Origin of the sequence: Acinetobacter sp. 479375, assembly GCF_000581715.1 — a bacterium.
GTDB classification, from domain to species: domain Bacteria; phylum Pseudomonadota; class Gammaproteobacteria; order Pseudomonadales; family Moraxellaceae; genus Acinetobacter; species Acinetobacter ursingii.
Window position 1 is genome coordinate 1 of the sequence record NZ_JEZN01000034.1, and the last position, 16,225, is coordinate 16,225.

Here is a 16,225-nt window from a genome sequence, read left to right on the forward strand (position 1 = left end):
ATTATCCCTCCTCGTTCCAATGCTGCTTTATGGGCAGAAAATGAAATTGGTAAAGCAAGAAATCATGCAGTACAAGGCTGTTGGGACAAGGGTCAAAAGCAGTGGAAACGAGATATTGGTTATCATCGACGATCCCGAATAGAGGCTAAAATGTTTGCCTTGAAACGACTTGGACAAGGTGTATCTAGTCGATGCTTTAATCGTCAGGTGGTTGACTTGCAAATAAGAGTCGATATTTTGAATAAATTTACTCAACTTGGTACAGCTAAAACGGTGGCTGTTGCATAAATATCTGAAGATTAGAACAACTCTACCTTTCGTCTATTTGTGCAACAAAGCCATAGTAAATTAAATACATTACTTTTTTCTGATATTAAGCAACAATCGAAACCACAATTTAAATACTATTTAATTATCACTGTGATACTGAAAAAATATTAAATAAATTTTAAAACCATTCTATTTTAATTATTAAATTTATTAATCTGACGTATAAAAAATCAAATACCCCCGATTTTAAATACATCTATTTATAAGTGAAAAATAGTTTGAGTTAATTTCGTTTTATACAAATTATTTAAATTTAAAAAACGATATGACATTGTTGTTACTGAATTATTTTTAAAAATAAAACAGCTATAAAGATGCAGGCAATAGCAACTCATGCGTGTTTGAAAATTCAGATTAGATCAAGAAAAGGTGTTTTTTCAGGATGTATTTTGATTGAAAGTTTAGTGTTTAATGTCTGTGATTTTTCACAAATACAGCATGCGCAGCAATCTCTATGACAAGCGAGCATATAGATCACTTGTCATAGGAAAGTGGTTTAAATTAGATGATGCATCAAAAAGATTTAGCTGTTGCCCAGCATTAGTGCATTTTAAGTTTCGGTGATGCAGTTTTAGAGAGCAAATCCGTCATCATCATCAAAGTGGTTTTAAATACGCCATGTAATGCAACTTGATGGAAACGATAAAGTGATACATACATCATCCGCGCCATAAAGCCTTCAACATTGATGTTATTAAAAATACTGCCGACACTACTATGTTCACTCAAGGAAATCAGTGAGCCTTTGTCCTTGAACTGAAACTGCCCCAATGGTTTTTGATTCAGTCGATTTTCCAGTGCTTTAGCCAGAAATATGGCTTCCTGATTGGCGACTTGCGCACGTGGTGGCACAGGTCGTTCTTGACCCTCAGGGATGTAGCAAGCGCAGTCGCCCATCGCAAAAATATTTTCGTCACGTGTGGTTTGTAAGCTTGGACGGACCACTAACTGATTAATACGATTGGTTTCCAGTCCAGCTATATCTTTCAGAAAATCTGGGGCTTTAATCCCTGCTGACCAGACTTTCAATGTCGCACTAACCTGTAAATCTCCTTCACACCAAACTTTATCGGCATCAATATGCGTAACCCGACAATTTGTCAGAACTTTTACGCCAATGTCTTCAAGTTCTTTCTGGGCACGTTCAGAGACACGTTCATTCAATGCAGGCAGAATGCGCGGCGCAGCTTCAATTAAACTAATATTGACATCTTTGGGATCAATACTGTTCAGTCCATATTTAGAAAATTCATTGGCTGCATGATGTAACTCAGCCGCCAATTCAACACCTGTTGCCCCTGCGCCAATAATTGCAATATTCAAATCATTCTGATGGCGATGCATCAAATGATTGGCTTGGGCTTCCAGATACATACTTAAAAATTCGCGCTGAAAACGATCAGCCTGCGGGCGTGAATCCAAAAAGATACAATGTTCCTTAGCACCTGAGGTGCCAAAATCATTGGAGGTGGAACCAATCGCCATCACTAAAGTGTCATAACCTATGCGTCGTTCAGGTGCAATGTCCTTGCCTTCTTCATCGCGTAGAACATCCAATACAATTTCTTGAGTTTGACGATCGATATCTTTTAAGCGGCCTAGAAAAAATTCAAAATGATGTTGATTGGCATGGGCAAAATAGTTCAACTCATCTTCATAAGAGTTTAATGTTCCTGCTGCGACCTCATGTAACAAGGGTTTCCAGATATGCGTCAAAGCAGCATCGACTAAAATAATCTCCGCTTTGCGACGTTTTCCCAGTGTGTTACCTAAACGTGTGGCAAGTTCCAGACCTCCAGCGCCGCCACCCACAATAACAATACGATGCAATTTTAAATCACGATTTGATGTGGTCATCATAAGAGAACTCCAATTTTCTTATGAATACCAACTGTTGCAATTTGTATTCATAAGAAAAATATCATTCATTATGTACACAAATATTTAGCATAAAAAACATACCTTTTTCCAACGTCAGGTACGATTTTTGTTGAACAATTTACCAAGAAAAAACAAAAAAGCTGCCATGATCATCAAGATACAGGCAGCTTTTGAAATGATTGCGTAAATTTTGAGAGAATTCTCTTCTCGCAAAACGCTTACATCAATTAGTGTTCAAGACTTTCCGTTTTATATTTTTCTTCGAGTACATTGTTAAAGATACTTTCAATCATCCAGACACGATACAGGCTATTAAACACATAACGTTGCCCTTCTATACGTAACTCAAGGACAGGAAAATCAGGTTGATGTTTCTCGTGACAGAAAGCATCATTATCGACCAAGAAAGTCGCCACATCTTCTTGAGTCAAGGACTCGATACCTAACTGCTGCTGTAATGCCTGAAAATGCGGCTTATACGAAAGATCCTTCCCTTTGGTCCAGACCGCCTGAAGAATGTCATACATGGCATCGACACGCTGCTCCTCAGGGGTGCTGTAATATAATTTTGCCATCTCTAGCGTGGCTGGTTGGGTCGGACGGCAAAATGGGGTAAATGCCACATCGGTACGCTTGGATAAGCGTGTCGCGAGGCTCCAGTCAAATAAATCCCGCCCCTGATAGCTGAGCGGATAAACCGTGAGTTGAATATTATAATAATTAGCCAGTTCTTCCCGAATATAAGCCAATAGCAACCAGCTAATCGGATCTTCAAGCGCTATAAACAAATCCAGTTCCGGATGCATGGCTTGAATATCAGCCAACTCTTCAGCATCACTGAGCAAATGTTCACGCCATTCAATGTGATTGATCAAAAAAATTGGATTGTCAGTCAATAATTTTTGCTGTTTTAAACGGCGAGTCAAACGCAGTAAATCATCGACTGCTTGATATTTTCGTCCACCGAACTCAAAGAAACTGGCTGCCACAGGAACATCTTCAAATATCCGCTCTGGAAAATTCTGCGGAGTTTGTTGTTGGCGGGCCATGGTGTACAGGGTTCGCAACTTGCCATATTGCTGTTGCCACAACATATGAAACACATCTTCAAGCAAATACAGGAAATTTTTACCCTGTAAAGGCGTATTTTTTAATATCAGTTCAGCTTGACTCAATGCTTCGGAGGTAGGCGGTTCGGGAGTTTCATCAAAACTAAACCGATGTTGTTTGGCTAAAATCTTGGCATCGTTAAAACAATAATTTTGCCATTCCAATGCAGTCATGCCGTTGGGAGGTTCTGCACCCTGATGCGAAATAATGACTTTAAGCGGTTTTATTTCATCAGTTAAGATGTCATCTAGTTGGGTCAGTTGCTGCACCGCAAGATAGCTATAGACATCATCCAGTCTTAAATAAATACTCAAGCCCTGCTCGGTTGATAACACTGCTTGACGCGAGGGTTTTTGGTAAAACCAGCTCGATCGAATAGGATCAAACCAACGGCGTAACAGTGACATGAATCAAGCCTCTAATAAATTTTTATCGGACAATGGGTTAAACAGGATGTAAAAGCATAATGCATTATACTTTAACATTGAAATGACCGTTTTCCATAAAAAAACACCCACAAAAGTGAGTGTTTTATAAACGCAGTGGGTATGTTTAAACTTCGCGTACCGCACCTCGGGCTGCACTGGTAGTATGCATCGCATAGGCTTTTAGTGCTTTAGAGACTTTACGTTTACGCTCTTCAGCAGGATGCCAACCTTTTTCTTCCTGCACCGTACGGCGATGCGCCATTGTTGCATCATCCACATTTAAGTGAATGGTACGGTTTGGAATATCAATTTCAATGGTATCACCATCATGCACCAAACCAATTGCACCGCCTTCTGCGGCTTCTGGAGATACGTGGCCAATAGAAAGACCAGACGACCCTCCCGAGAAACGACCATCGGTAATCAAAGCACAGTCTTTACCCAAACCTTTAGATTTAAGATAACTGGTTGGATATAGCATTTCCTGCATACCCGGGCCACCACGTGGGCCTTCGTAGCGAATGACCACTACGTCACCTGCTTTAATATCACCACCTAAAATTGCTTCTACGGCTGAATCCTGACTTTCAAAAACACGGGCTGTACCCGTAAATTTGAGAATGGATTCATCGACACCCGCAGTTTTAACGATACAGCCATCAAGCGCAATATTACCGTAAAGAACAGCCAAGCCACCGTCTTGAGAAAAAGCATGTTCAGCATTACGGATTACGCCTTTTTCACGGTCACCATCCAGTGTCGAATAATAGCGATTTTGTGAAAATGCCACTTGAGTCGGTATACCGCCCGGTGAAGAGCGATAGAACTCATAGACCTCTGGTGCTTCGGTACGAATGATGTCCCATTTATCCAGTGCATCTTTTAAGGTTTTTTCATGCACACTATTCACAGAGGTGTCTAGTAAACCCGCACGATCCAGCTCGCCTAAAATTGCCATAATTCCGCCCGCGCGATGTACATCTTCCATATGTACATCTTGTTTCGCTGGCGCAACTTTTGATAACACAGGCACTTTACGCGACAGGTTATCGATATCATCCATGGTGAAATCGACTTCGGCTTCGTGTGCCGCCGCCAATAAATGCAGCACTGTATTGGTCGAACCACCCATAGCAATATCTAGCGTCATCGCGTTTTCAAAGGCTTTTTTGGTAGCAATGGAACGTGGCAAAATGCTGTAATCATCTTGTTCATAATGACGTTTTGCCAATTCAACGATCAATTGTCCCGCACGTTCAAATAGTTTTTTACGGTTTGCATGGGTCGCGACAATCGAACCATTACCCGGCAAAGACAGACCTAGTGCTTCGGTTAAACAATTCATTGAGTTCGCAGTAAACATCCCTGAACATGAACCACAGGTTGGACAAGCCGAACGTTCAAAAGCCTGTACTTCTTCGTCTGTATAGCTGTCATCCGCAGCAACGACCATTGCGTCGACCAGATCAATCGCTTTTTCATTGCCACGAATCTTGACTTTACCTGCTTCCATCGGGCCACCAGACACAAAGACCACTGGAATATTCAGGCGCATTGAAGCCATTAACATGCCTGGGGTGATTTTGTCACAGTTTGAAATACACACCATGGCATCGGCGCAGTGTGCATTGACCATATATTCGACAGAATCTGCAATCAAATCACGCGAAGGCAATGAATACAGCATGCCATCATGCCCCATCGCGATACCATCATCGACCGCAATAGTATTAAATTCTTTTGCAACACCACCTGCTGCCTGAATCTGTTCAGCCACCAGTTGACCTAGATCTTTAAGATGTACGTGTCCCGGAACAAATTGAGTGAACGAGTTGACCACCGCGATAATCGGTTTACCAAAGTCTTCATCTTTCATTCCTGTTGCGCCCCATAAGCCACGCCCCCCAGCCATATTTCTTCCGTGCGTAGATGTTTTTGAACGATAATCAGGCATTTGCGTTTCCAACAAGTTGTGCTTGAGACAAATCTAAATGGGTCTCTGGCTAAATTAGGCTATTTCAGCAGATTCTTACATCATACTACAGCTTAGTGTTTAAGCGATGAGCAAAAATGACTTTCATTTTAAGGCACATTCGATGCACGCTGCTCATCACAAAACCATAAAATGGGGATAATAGGAGATTCAATATAAACTGATCTGTTTAAAATTGAATACAAAACTTTCATGAATAATTTTTTAATTTTGCATTACCTTTTGTTATTAATAAAAATAATGATGCTCAAACGCACCCAATATGCCATTTAAACCATTGTAATTACGCAAATAATCACTGGATTTTAGGCTTAAACGCGGTTTTGCCTTATAATAGCGATAAGTTTTTATGGAAGTGAATGTGTGAAAGTTATTTTTGCAGGAACACCTGAATTTGCCGCTACGGCTTTGGCTGCCTTAGTTCAAACAGAACATGAGATTGTTGCTGTTTACACTCAGCCAGATCGCAAAGCAGGTCGTGGTCAAAAACTCACACCTTCTCCAGTCAAGCAACTCGCGCTTGAACACCATTTAGCTGTTTATCAACCTTTACATTTTAAAGCATCGACAGGAGAAGGTCTGACAGCTCAGCAACAATTGGCTGAGTTGGGTGCAGATGTCATGGTCGTTGCAGCTTATGGTCTGATTTTGCCGCAAGCAGTTTTGGATACACCAAAGTATGGTTGCCTGAATATTCATGGTTCATTATTACCCCGTTGGAGAGGTGCAGCACCTATTCAACGTGCCATTGCCGAAGGTGATACTCAAACAGGTGTCACGATTATGCAAATGGCAGCAGGTCTAGATACAGGCGATATGCTCTACAAAACCTTTTATGATATTCAAGCCACGGATACATCTGCCAGTTTATATGAAAAATTGGCCACTCAAGGCGCAGAAGCCATTTGCAAAGTGCTAGAGTCAGAACAGAGCCTACAAAGTTATTTGCATACGCGTCAGGTTCAGGATGAGAGTCAAACGGTCTATGCGCACAAACTTACAAAACCTGAAGCACAGATTGACTGGTCGCTCGATGCGGTTCAGATAGACCGCAATATTCGAGCCTTTAATCCGTGGCCTGTCGCTTTTATTGTGCTTGATGAGAGCAATAACTTACGTGTCTGGAATTCCAGTATTTCTTCTTTCAGCAATGAAAATGCTCAAATCGGTGAGATTATTGCCATAGATAAAAATGGCGTACATGTCGCTTGTGCTACAGGTGCAGTCTGCTTGAGTTCATTACAATGGCCAGGTGGTAAAGCTTTAAATCCTGTACAAATTCTACAAACACAAAAACTTAATATTGGGCAAGTATTGGCATGAAACAATTTCCGCGTCCAAGTACCGAACTTAATTTACGTGCACAAGTCGTGATAACACTTTTACAGGTGCAACAAGGTCAATCTTTAGCGAGCTTATTACATCAGCAACTGAGTGAAATTCCAGAACGTGATCGCGCTTTGTTTCATGAACTGGTATTGGGAACCCTACGCCAATGGTATGCACTCAAAGCGATCACCTTACCTTTATTGACCAAACCTCTGAATAATGAAACAGTGGAAACCTGTTTGTACGTTGGGTTATATCAAGTATTGTGTACGCGCATCCCTGCCCATGCTGCCATTTCAGAAACAGTTACTGCCAGTAAACAACTCGGTTTTCATGCTTTAAGCGGTATTGTGAATGCCATTTTACGTCGTGCTACGCGGGAAACTGAAGAGTTTCAACAACATTTACAACAAGCGCATGGGCTTCCAAGCTGGCTGTATAAACGTTTGAGAAAAGACTGGCCGCTACAAGTCGATGACTTATGTCAGCAACTCAAACAAACCGCACCGCTCACATTAAGAATTAACCAGCGCCATATTGGGCGCGATGCTTATCTGGCTAAACTTCAGGCTGAACAAATTCAGGCACGTGCTTGCAACTGGTCAGAGGTGGGTATTGTCTTAGAGCAATCCGTTCAAATTACAGCATTGCCAGGTTTTGAACAGGGCTGGTTTTCGGTACAGGATGAACATGCACAGCTTTGTGCCACCCTGTTACCCGATTTAAACGATCAAGTCGTTTTGGATGCTTGCGCCGCACCAGGTGGTAAAACGGCACATATACTAGAAAAATTTAAACCACAGTCTTTGATTGCCTTAGATCAGGATTCGAAACGTTTACTTCGGGTCACTGAAAATTTACAGCGCTTACAACTGGATCAAAGCCATGTTGAGATCATTGCTGCGGATGCAACCACTTGGCAAGCCAATCAAGCATTGGATTGTATTGTTCTGGATGCACCTTGTTCTGCTACAGGCGTGATCCGTCGTCATCCTGACATTCGTTTATTGCGTCAATCTAGTGATATAGCCCAAACCATCGAACTGCAAAAACAGATTTTGCAGAATTTATGGCAACAGCTTAAAGTAGGCGGCACGTTGCTGTATATCACCTGTTCGATTTTAAAAGCTGAAAATGAACAGCAAATGGTTACGTTTTTTGCTGAACATGCCAATGCTGAAGAAATAAAAATCGAGGCAACTTGGGGAATTGAACAAATTCATGGTCGTCAGTTACTTCCAGTCACTGGACAGGGCGATGGCTTTTATTATTGTAAAATCAAAAAAGTCGCTTAATGCGACTTTTTTTATCACCACCCATGATGCTATTAAACAAACCTAAATAGCACCAGACTGAGCGCCAAAGCGGCCATACCAGAAACTAAACCGTACACCGTTTCATGTCCTTTGGAATAACGTTTAGCTGTAGGCAATAATTCATCCAGAGACAAATACACCATCACCCCTGCGATCAGACCAAATACAATGCCATAAACCATCGGCCCCAAAAAAGGCGCCAAGACAAAATACCCTAGCGCCGCTCCAAAAGGCTCAGCTAAACCAGACAATAAACTTGCCATAATCGCAATCGATTTTTTTTTCGTCGCGATATAAACAGGAACAGCAATTGCAATACCTTCAGGAATGTTATGAATCGCAATAGCAACCGCCAGAGGCGTACCCAATGTTGGGCTGTCTAAAGTCGCAAAAAAGGTCGCCAAACCTTCAGGGAAATTATGTGCTGTAATCGCCAATAAAGTGAGTAAAGCAGTACGACGAATTTGTGCCTGATCCAGTTGCAGATTTGCGCTCTTTTCAACCATGGTGTGCGGATTCGGTACAAATCGATCAAGTAATAAAACTAAAATCACACCCGCTAAAAATGCAAAAGTGGCATAAGCATATGCGACTTTATCTTGAAAAATTTCAGAAAAAGAATGCCATGATTTATTAAGAATCTCGGTCAGTGAGACATACACCATCGCCCCACCAGAAAATGCCAGACCAAAAGATAAAAGACGAAAGCTCGGTTGCTTAAAAAACAGGACAATCGCACCACCGACCAATGTTGCTAAACCCGCTAAAAAAGTGACTGCAAAAGCAATCCAGACATCTGGGCCAAACAATGACGACATTGTGATTGCTCCTAAAAAAAGAAAGTCATCATCATAAATGATAATGACTTTCATTTTCAATAAATCAATCTATTCCAATACTTAAAAATCAAAGCGTATGCTGATCTTTAACTTCATCTAGTACTTCGTCTAGTTCTTCAGGATGTTTGCTTAAATGCATAATCGAAAGAACCAGACCGCCCCATACAAACACCATAGAAATGATCATCATTATGATTGCGGAAGTATTCATATACTGCCTCCTAGCGATCTTTCATTTTGCTTAATACAATAGCCACAACAGCACAGAAAATAACGCTGCCCCAGCCAAATACACCCTGTAAACTCATACTATAAGTATCATAGCCATTTTTGATCAGATTAAAAACAGTCATGCTGAGGGTTGTTAATAGAATCAAAGAAGTAATCACGGTGAGGGTAAAATCCCAACCTTTACCTAATTGAATGGTCGAAATTGCATTGACATGGTCTCTTAATTGCACTAAAGCAGAGCGTTTAAACCATGCAACTGCAACAATCGAAATCAATGCCCCTCCAATAATGCCGATGTTATTGATAAAGTGATCCACAATATCCACCAGTTTAATGGCATTTACACTTGAGAATAAAAAGATCGAAACCAGAGCGCTGCCACCACCAATAATCGTGACCGCTTTTTTACGCCCCCATTTGAGTTTGTCTTGCAGGGCTGCAATAGGAACTTCAAAAATACTGACCAAAGAAGAAACCCCCGCCACAAAAAGTGAAGAGAAGAATAAAAGACCGAACAAATCAGCCCCAGCACCTAAACTTGAAATAATTTTTGGAAAGGCAATAAATGCAAGTCCAATACCGCCACTGACCACGTCCTTAACTTCTGTACCCGCAGCATGTGCCATAAATCCTAATGCAGCAAAAATCCCGATACCAGCCAGAATTTCAGTCGAAGCATTGGCAAAGCCAACAATTAAACCCGAACCTGTAAGGTTAGTTTTAGGTTTTAAATAAGACGCGTAGGTCACCATGATCCCAAAGCCAACCGACAAAGAGAAAAAAGTATGACCATAGGCAGCTAACCAGACTTTATAGTCCATCATCGCTGCCCAATTTGGGGTAAAAAATGCATTCAGTCCTTGTACTGCGCCTGGTAAACGCAAAGCCTGAACCACCAAGACTGTGAATAAAACGAACAGTAAAGGCATAAAAATCTTATTGGAGAGTTCTACACCTTTTTTCACTCCACCATAAAGAATGATTAAGGTTGCCGCCCAGATCCCGACAATTGGCCAAAAAAGATGTCCAACAAATCGAAAATCAAAAGTTTTTGCATCGGTCGTTTGTAAATATGTTTTAAAGAAGAACCCCTCTGGATCACTGCCCCACATTTGCCCGATGGAAAAATAAACATAACTGCCAGCCCAAGTCAGTACACTGGCATAATACAATCCGATAATGATACATACACAGACCTGCCACCAACCCAATGTTTCACCACCGCGAAATAGTTTACGATAAGCTTTAGGCGGTGAATTTCGGGCTTTATGTCCGACTGCATAATCTAAAAATAAAAGAGGCAATCCTGCGGTAATAAGTGCCAATAAATACGGAATTAAAAATGCTCCGCCACCATTCTCATAGGCCACATAAGGGAAACGCCAAATATTTCCCAAACCTACTGCGGAGCCAACGGCAGCTATAATAAAACCTGATCGTGAAGACCAGTTTTCACGAGTATCAGTCATAAATGATCATCCTTCGTCTTGATCTTGCTTGGATTAGTTATTGAACATTGCAAGATCAATACCATTTCATAAAATTTGTTTTGCTCTGGACTTTATCTCGCCTTGTGAGCCCTGCTAATGTCCATTCAGACAAAAAATTATTCCGTCTTCCTTAAAGATAGTCATATATTTTTTGTCTTTCTAATGGTTGAACAATACCTTCTTTTTTCCTGATTTTCTCTTATTTTGCTGTAAAAAAAGCATTATTGGGCTGTTTTAAACCTTATTTGTTTATTTTTTCTAAAAATTAAGTGGTTGAATGATCTTTTTGAAGATTTAATCTAACTAAACAGCACATTGCAAAAAACAAGAAAAGATAACTTAAGCTTTGTGTTTTCATCGCAATTGATCTGCCAATAAGTTCCACGTGGAACTTATGTCCCATCCCCTATTTATATTATTGAGTCAAGTGAACATCATTTATAGCAGCTTGGTCAGCAGACTTTTATGTACCTAAACCTCTTTCCAAAAGTAAAAATGCAGCACCAAGTTTTAAATTCAAATTCTCATTCAACATGTGTACCGTTTCTTTAACAGGACTTTATGTTGTAACGAGTGCCTGTGTGATAACAAACACTCGCATTTCGAATAACAGCTCGATTAGGGCTGCTTAATCACCAATAAACGCTCTTCTTGCATATCACGAATAGCTGAATGGATGCCTTCTCGTCCCAAACCAGAATCTTTAACACCACCATAAGGCATATTATCAACGCGGAACGTCGGAATATCATTGATAATCACACCTCCGACCTGTAAATGTTGCCATGCATACATCATGTTATTCAGGTTTTGGGTGTACACACCTGCTTGCAAACCAAAACGGCTGCCATTAATTTTGGCAATCCCTTGTTCAAAATTCTTATATTTCTCCAAGATCGCGACAGGACCAAAGGCTTCATCTCTATAAATTTCAAGTTTCTCATCGACATTTTCAAGTAATGTGGCTTCAAACATCACGCCATCTAACAAGCCACCTGCAAGAATCTTTGCGCCTTTTTTCTCAGCTTTATCGAGCCATTTTTTTAATCGAACCGCTTCTTTTTCCTTAATCATTGGCCCCACGATAGTGGTTGTCAGATCTGGATCTCCAGCTGTGAGTTTTTTGACTTTAGCCACTAATTTTTTCTTTAACTCCGTATAGAGATCAGCATGTACCAATATGCGTTGTACACTAATACATACTTGTCCAGATTGACCATATGCTCCTGCAATCAGCCTGTCTATCAATGCCTCTGTGATCTCTGTATCTGGTTCAATCATCACGGCTGCGTTGCCACCCAACTCTAGCGTGACCTTTTTACGCCCTGCGCGGGCTTTCATATCCCAACCGACCTGATCTGATCCTGTGAAACTGAGCATTTTAAAACGATCATCCGTCACCAAAATATCGGCAGCACTCCGTTCACACGGTAAAATTGACCAAGCACCTTTGGGTAAATCTGTTTCCGCTAAAATTTCAGCTATTTTGATAGCGCTGATTGGGGTCAAGCTTGCAGGTTTTAAAACAAACGGACATCCCGCTGCAATCGCAGGCGCAATTTTATGTGCGGTTAAGTTCAGTGGAAAATTAAATGGGCTGATCAGGGAAATCGCACCAATAGGTACATGACGCACCATCCCCTGATACGCTGCCGCAACAGGCGTGACAGCCAAGGGAATCACTCGACCAGTTTCCATTTGAGTAGTTGCATCCGCAGCTAATTGAAAGGTATTAATTAAACGTTCCACTTCGGCCGCTGCTGCATTGCGGGGCTTTCCCCCTTCTGCAATCAAGATTTCAATTAATACTTGTTTTTCTTCAGTGAAGCGTTTTACGCAGTGCAACAAAACTTTTTGTTTTTGATACGGCTTCAGAGCTGCCATCTCTGCTTCTGCTTTAACCGCGGCTACGGTCGCCTTTTCGATGATTTTGGCATCTGCCAGTGCAACCCGCGCATATAGATCATGATGAAACTTATGTTGAACCTCAAGCCATTGGCCTGTTTTTACGGGCTTACCTGCCACATAAAGTGGGTATTCAGCAGGTGTAGACATTTGTGTCGGCATAATTAATTCTCTCTTATTTAAATTTAGTCACTGTATTTCAAGATTTATTCTTATATCATGCGCTGAATCTGCCAAATAATCGGCTGTGATTCGGTAACAAATACCAATACAAAATATAGTTTTAGATATTTCAAGGATAGTTTTTCACAATGAAAATGCTTCAAAGTGCAATATGTGTCATGGGTTTAACATTGAGTGGTCTGGCACAGGCCGATTTTATTGGGGTCACAGGGGATATTAATTATTGGTCAGTAGATGGTGATGTAACTGAACATACCTCGGGTTCTTTATATTATGATGCTAACAGTGATCAACTTATTTTAGATCCTTACCTCAACAATTCAACTAAATATAACATTGATCGTAACGGTGCTTTTCAGGCTTCTTTGGCGATTGAGCATCCTGTACCCATGATTCCCAACGTAAAACTCAAATATACAAAATTGGATCTGGATGCGCAGGCAAATACGCTTTTTTTGGATCAAGCCAATGTTGACTTAGATCAAACTGATCTGATCTTATATTACGAAATTTTAGATAATTTCATCAGTGCTGATGTGGGTTTGGGTTTGCTTAAGTTAGATGGTCAAGTCAAACAATATCAGTTCAAATCGACGAATGATATTCTATATAAAACCAGTAAAGTCGATGGTTATAATCCGCTAGTGTATGCTCAAGTCGGTGGCAAACTTCCATTTACAGGTTTTCAAGCCAAAGTCGAAATGCTGTATAGCGATTATAATGAAGTCAAAATTACCGATTTTCAGGCAGAACTTCAATACAATATGATCCAGAATTTATTGGTTGATGTCGGTGCAAAAGTGGGCTACCGTATTTTAAATATTGACCTTGATGATGACAACGATAGTTTAAAAATGGAATTTAAAGGTCCTTATGTTGGTCTGGAAGCACATTTTTAATCTTTTTTTTATTTAAAATGCTCTTAAACTATAAGAGCATTTTCTAACACTCTTAGTTCCTATGAAAGTTTTCTACTGTCACAACTGCCACCATCAGGTTTTTTTTAACAATACGCATTGTGAAAACTGCCATGCGCTCTTGGGTTATGAAGTCGAAAACAAAACCATGGGGACATTCGAGCAGATCGACGAAGGTATTTGGAAAAGTCTGAATCCTAAAGACACATACAGCTTATATAAACCTTGTTATAACTATCAGCATCATCAAGTGTGTAACTGGATGATTCCAGTAGAGAGTGATCAAATTTATTGTGAGTCCTGTCGCCTAACTCATACCATTCCAGATTTATCCATACCGCAAAACACACTATATTGGCGCAGGCTGGAGCAGGCTAAACGTCGTTTCTTATATTTAACTCAACAGTTGAATATTTTTCCACGCCCCAAAAATAATGATGAAGATCGCTATGGCCTACGCTTTAACTTCCTCATGCCAAGCCCCGATCAACCTGTAATGACAGGACATCAATTGGGAACCATTACCCTCAATGCCAGTGAAGCCGATGTCGTTCATCGTGAAAAAACCCGTCTGGATATGCAGGAAAATTATCGAACGGTACTCGGCCATTTTCGTCATGAAAGTGGACATTACTACTTTGATATCATGACTCATCTTTATCCCGAGTGGTTAGATGAATTTCGACTCTATTTTGGTGATGAACGTGCCGATTATGCACAATCATTAGAGGAGTATTATCAAAAGGGTTCAGACGAACACTGGCAGGATTTATACATTAGCCGTTATGCAGGTGCGCATCCTTGGGAGGACTGGGCTGAAACATGGGCACATTATTTACACATAATGGATACCCTAGACACTGCGTACCACACAGGGATGACCATAGAAGCGAATCACCAGATTGATCCAGACATGCATTTTAAAGAATCACCAATCGGATCGCTAGATTTTGAACATACCCTGACCAACTGGTTTGCCTTGAGTTATGTCCTGAATGGTTTAAATAGAAGTATGGGCTTACAGGATGCTTATCCATTTACGCTATCCAATGCTGTATTGGATAAATTGAGATTTATTCATCGTACACTCATGAAAACCGCGTTAAAACCAGAAATTCGCCAAACGAATCATGAAGAATAGATGTAGGTCATTGCTTATAAAACACATCGATTTTATTACTCAAGTCTCTATCAATTTAGCTTAGATTTTATCTCTATGAAACCAGCATGTTTGTTTGCCGATAATAATAAAAATTATAGAATCTAAACATCTGATTAACTTGATAATAAGACTTTGAAAAACTGACCGAATGTCAGTTTTTATCTGCCGATTGCTTTGCATTTTTAATCAATACTATTTTTATGAATCAATTTTCATGTAAATAAATCCTACATAGTTATCTGATCTCAACAGATCAAGTATCAAACTACAACAGGAGAATCACTCAGAATTGGCTAGGCTAAATTCTATATTCCAATAAATAGGATCTAATCTCATGGCAGGCAAAGCATTATTTATTACTTCTAATACAGGTATTGAACATGATGAACTCATAAAGCCTTTCGAGTTTTTACAATCAAAAGGAATAGAAGCTATTCATGCGGCGATTGAACAAAGTGAAGTACAAACGGTAAAACATGATAAAACACTGGGTCCAACTTATACCCCACTAACAAGTTTAGATAAAATAGATCCCGCTGATTACGATATTTTGGTAATACCAGGCGGTACAGTCAACGCTGATCAATTACGTATCGATGAAAATGCAAAACAAATTATTCAATACTTTACAGATCACGCAAAACCCATTGCAGCCATTTGTCATGCGCCTTGGGTACTGATTAATGCAGAACGCATTAAAGATAAAAACTTAACTTCTTATCAAAGCATCCGCTTAGACCTTGAAAATGCAGGTGCGAACTGGGTGGATGAAACTGTACATCGATGTAACACGGGAGGCTGGGTATTGATTAGCTCACGTAATCCCGATGATATTCCATACTTTAACCAAGCTATTGTTCAGGAATTAACAACCAGTTAGTTTCTTTGATTTTCTATTTATTGCATCTATTTTATTTATAAAAAAAACACCCCCTCTGCATAAGCGGAGGGGGTATTTAGTATTTAAAAGCTGGCGATGACTTACTCTCACATGGCTAACGCCACACTACCATCAGCGCGAAGAGGTTTCACTTCTGAGTTCGGGAAGGGATCAGGTGGTTCACTCTTGCTATTGTCGCCAGCAAACTGTTGTGGTGCTTTGGGGTCTTAT

12 protein-coding genes, 1 rRNA gene and 1 pseudogene are annotated in these 16,225 nt (G+C 40.4%); 6 read left to right on the top strand and 8 right to left on the bottom strand.

The features are described from left to right. A pseudogene (locus tag J500_RS15690) lies at positions 1–288 on the top strand (IS5/IS1182 family transposase); the annotation flags it as partial. A gap of 582 nt (positions 289–870) precedes the next feature. Here J500_RS15690 and J500_RS15695 read toward each other — a convergent pair. The 3 genes from J500_RS15695 to ilvD form a co-directional block, all read right to left on the bottom strand. Further along, entirely contained in the window at positions 871–2,190 is a 1,320-nt protein-coding gene (locus J500_RS15695; protein WP_004986156.1) for an NAD(P)/FAD-dependent oxidoreductase, read from the bottom strand. A gap of 248 nt (positions 2,191–2,438) precedes the next feature. Beyond that, positions 2,439–3,728 (bottom strand): hypothetical protein, encoded by a 1,290-nt coding sequence (locus J500_RS15700; RefSeq protein ID WP_004986159.1) that lies wholly within the window; start codon positions 3,726–3,728, stop codon positions 2,439–2,441. Positions 3,729–3,873: 145 nt separating this feature from the next. Further along, positions 3,874–5,703 (bottom strand): dihydroxy-acid dehydratase, encoded by a 1,830-nt coding sequence (ilvD, locus tag J500_RS15705; protein ID WP_034700524.1) that lies wholly within the window; start codon positions 5,701–5,703, stop codon positions 3,874–3,876. Between the two features lie 402 nt (positions 5,704–6,105). On the opposite strand from ilvD, the gene fmt reads away from it, so the two are divergent. Continuing rightward, complete coding sequence (gene fmt / locus J500_RS15710) at positions 6,106–7,065, top strand: methionyl-tRNA formyltransferase (protein WP_004986162.1); 960 nt, start codon at positions 6,106–6,108, stop codon at positions 7,063–7,065. Beyond that, on the top strand, positions 7,062–8,366 hold the full coding sequence (gene rsmB, locus J500_RS15715; protein ID WP_004986164.1) for a 16S rRNA (cytosine(967)-C(5))-methyltransferase RsmB: 1,305 nt from the start codon (positions 7,062–7,064) through the stop codon (positions 8,364–8,366). Before fmt ends, rsmB begins: the two co-directional genes overlap by 4 nt. Positions 8,367–8,398: 32 nt before the next feature. Here the strand turns inward: rsmB and zupT are convergent, their stop codons facing one another. The 4 genes from zupT to J500_RS15730 all read right to left on the bottom strand — a co-directional run bounded on the left by zupT (position 8,399) and on the right by J500_RS15730 (position 13,014). Further along, positions 8,399–9,205, bottom strand: coding sequence for a zinc transporter ZupT (gene zupT, locus J500_RS15720; protein ID WP_004986165.1), 807 nt, complete (start codon positions 9,203–9,205; stop codon positions 8,399–8,401). A gap of 88 nt (positions 9,206–9,293) precedes the next feature. After that, on the bottom strand, positions 9,294–9,437 hold the full coding sequence (locus J500_RS16995; RefSeq protein WP_004986166.1) for a methionine/alanine import family NSS transporter small subunit: 144 nt from the start codon (positions 9,435–9,437) through the stop codon (positions 9,294–9,296). A gap of 10 nt (positions 9,438–9,447) precedes the next feature. After that, positions 9,448–10,926 carry a sodium-dependent transporter gene (locus J500_RS15725; RefSeq protein ID WP_034700526.1) on the bottom strand — a complete coding sequence of 493 codons (1,479 nt, stop codon included), beginning with the start codon at positions 10,924–10,926 and terminating at the stop codon, positions 9,448–9,450. Between the two features lie 639 nt (positions 10,927–11,565). Beyond that, a complete protein-coding gene (locus tag J500_RS15730) occupies positions 11,566–13,014 on the bottom strand; it encodes an aldehyde dehydrogenase family protein (protein ID WP_004999594.1) in 1,449 nt (482 codons plus the stop codon). A 149-nt stretch (positions 13,015–13,163) separates the two neighbouring features. On the opposite strand from J500_RS15730, the gene J500_RS15735 reads away from it, so the two are divergent. The 3 genes from J500_RS15735 to J500_RS15745 all read left to right on the top strand — a co-directional run bounded on the left by J500_RS15735 (position 13,164) and on the right by J500_RS15745 (position 15,994). Continuing rightward, positions 13,164–13,934 (top strand): TIGR04219 family outer membrane beta-barrel protein, encoded by a 771-nt coding sequence (locus J500_RS15735; RefSeq protein ID WP_004999595.1) that lies wholly within the window; start codon positions 13,164–13,166, stop codon positions 13,932–13,934. A gap of 61 nt (positions 13,935–13,995) precedes the next feature. Further along, complete coding sequence (locus J500_RS15740) at positions 13,996–15,093, top strand: zinc-binding metallopeptidase family protein (RefSeq protein ID WP_004999599.1); 1,098 nt, start codon at positions 13,996–13,998, stop codon at positions 15,091–15,093. A 355-nt stretch (positions 15,094–15,448) separates the two neighbouring features. Beyond that, positions 15,449–15,994, top strand: a complete 546-nt coding sequence (locus J500_RS15745) for a type 1 glutamine amidotransferase domain-containing protein (protein ID WP_004999600.1) — start codon at positions 15,449–15,451, stop codon at positions 15,992–15,994. An 88-nt stretch (positions 15,995–16,082) separates the two neighbouring features. Here J500_RS15745 and rrf read toward each other — a convergent pair. Beyond that, positions 16,083–16,197, bottom strand: a 5S ribosomal RNA gene (rrf, locus tag J500_RS15750). Positions 16,198–16,225: the final 28 nt, after the last annotated feature.

Excerpts from the sequence above, each read along its gene's own strand:
- zupT (WP_004986165.1), bottom strand. The coding sequence starts at position 9,205 with ATGTCGTCATTGTTTGGCCCAGATGTCTGGATTGCTTTTGCAGTCACT.
- J500_RS15740 (WP_004999599.1), top strand. The coding sequence starts at position 13,996 with ATGAAAGTTTTCTACTGTCACAACTGCCACCATCAGGTTTTTTTTAAC.
- J500_RS15700 (WP_004986159.1), bottom strand. The coding sequence starts at position 3,728 with ATGTCACTGTTACGCCGTTGGTTTGATCCTATTCGATCGAGCTGGTTT.
- J500_RS16995 (WP_004986166.1), bottom strand. The coding sequence starts at position 9,437 with ATGAATACTTCCGCAATCATAATGATGATCATTTCTATGGTGTTTGTA.
- J500_RS15730 (WP_004999594.1), bottom strand. The coding sequence starts at position 13,014 with ATGCCGACACAAATGTCTACACCTGCTGAATACCCACTTTATGTGGCA.
- J500_RS15745 (WP_004999600.1), top strand. The coding sequence starts at position 15,449 with ATGGCAGGCAAAGCATTATTTATTACTTCTAATACAGGTATTGAACAT.
- ilvD (WP_034700524.1), bottom strand. The coding sequence starts at position 5,703 with ATGCCTGATTATCGTTCAAAAACATCTACGCACGGAAGAAATATGGCT.
- J500_RS15725 (WP_034700526.1), bottom strand. The coding sequence starts at position 10,926 with ATGACTGATACTCGTGAAAACTGGTCTTCACGATCAGGTTTTATTATA.
- J500_RS15735 (WP_004999595.1), top strand. The coding sequence starts at position 13,164 with ATGAAAATGCTTCAAAGTGCAATATGTGTCATGGGTTTAACATTGAGT.
- J500_RS15695 (WP_004986156.1), bottom strand. The coding sequence starts at position 2,190 with ATGATGACCACATCAAATCGTGATTTAAAATTGCATCGTATTGTTATT.
- rsmB (WP_004986164.1), top strand. The coding sequence starts at position 7,062 with ATGAAACAATTTCCGCGTCCAAGTACCGAACTTAATTTACGTGCACAA.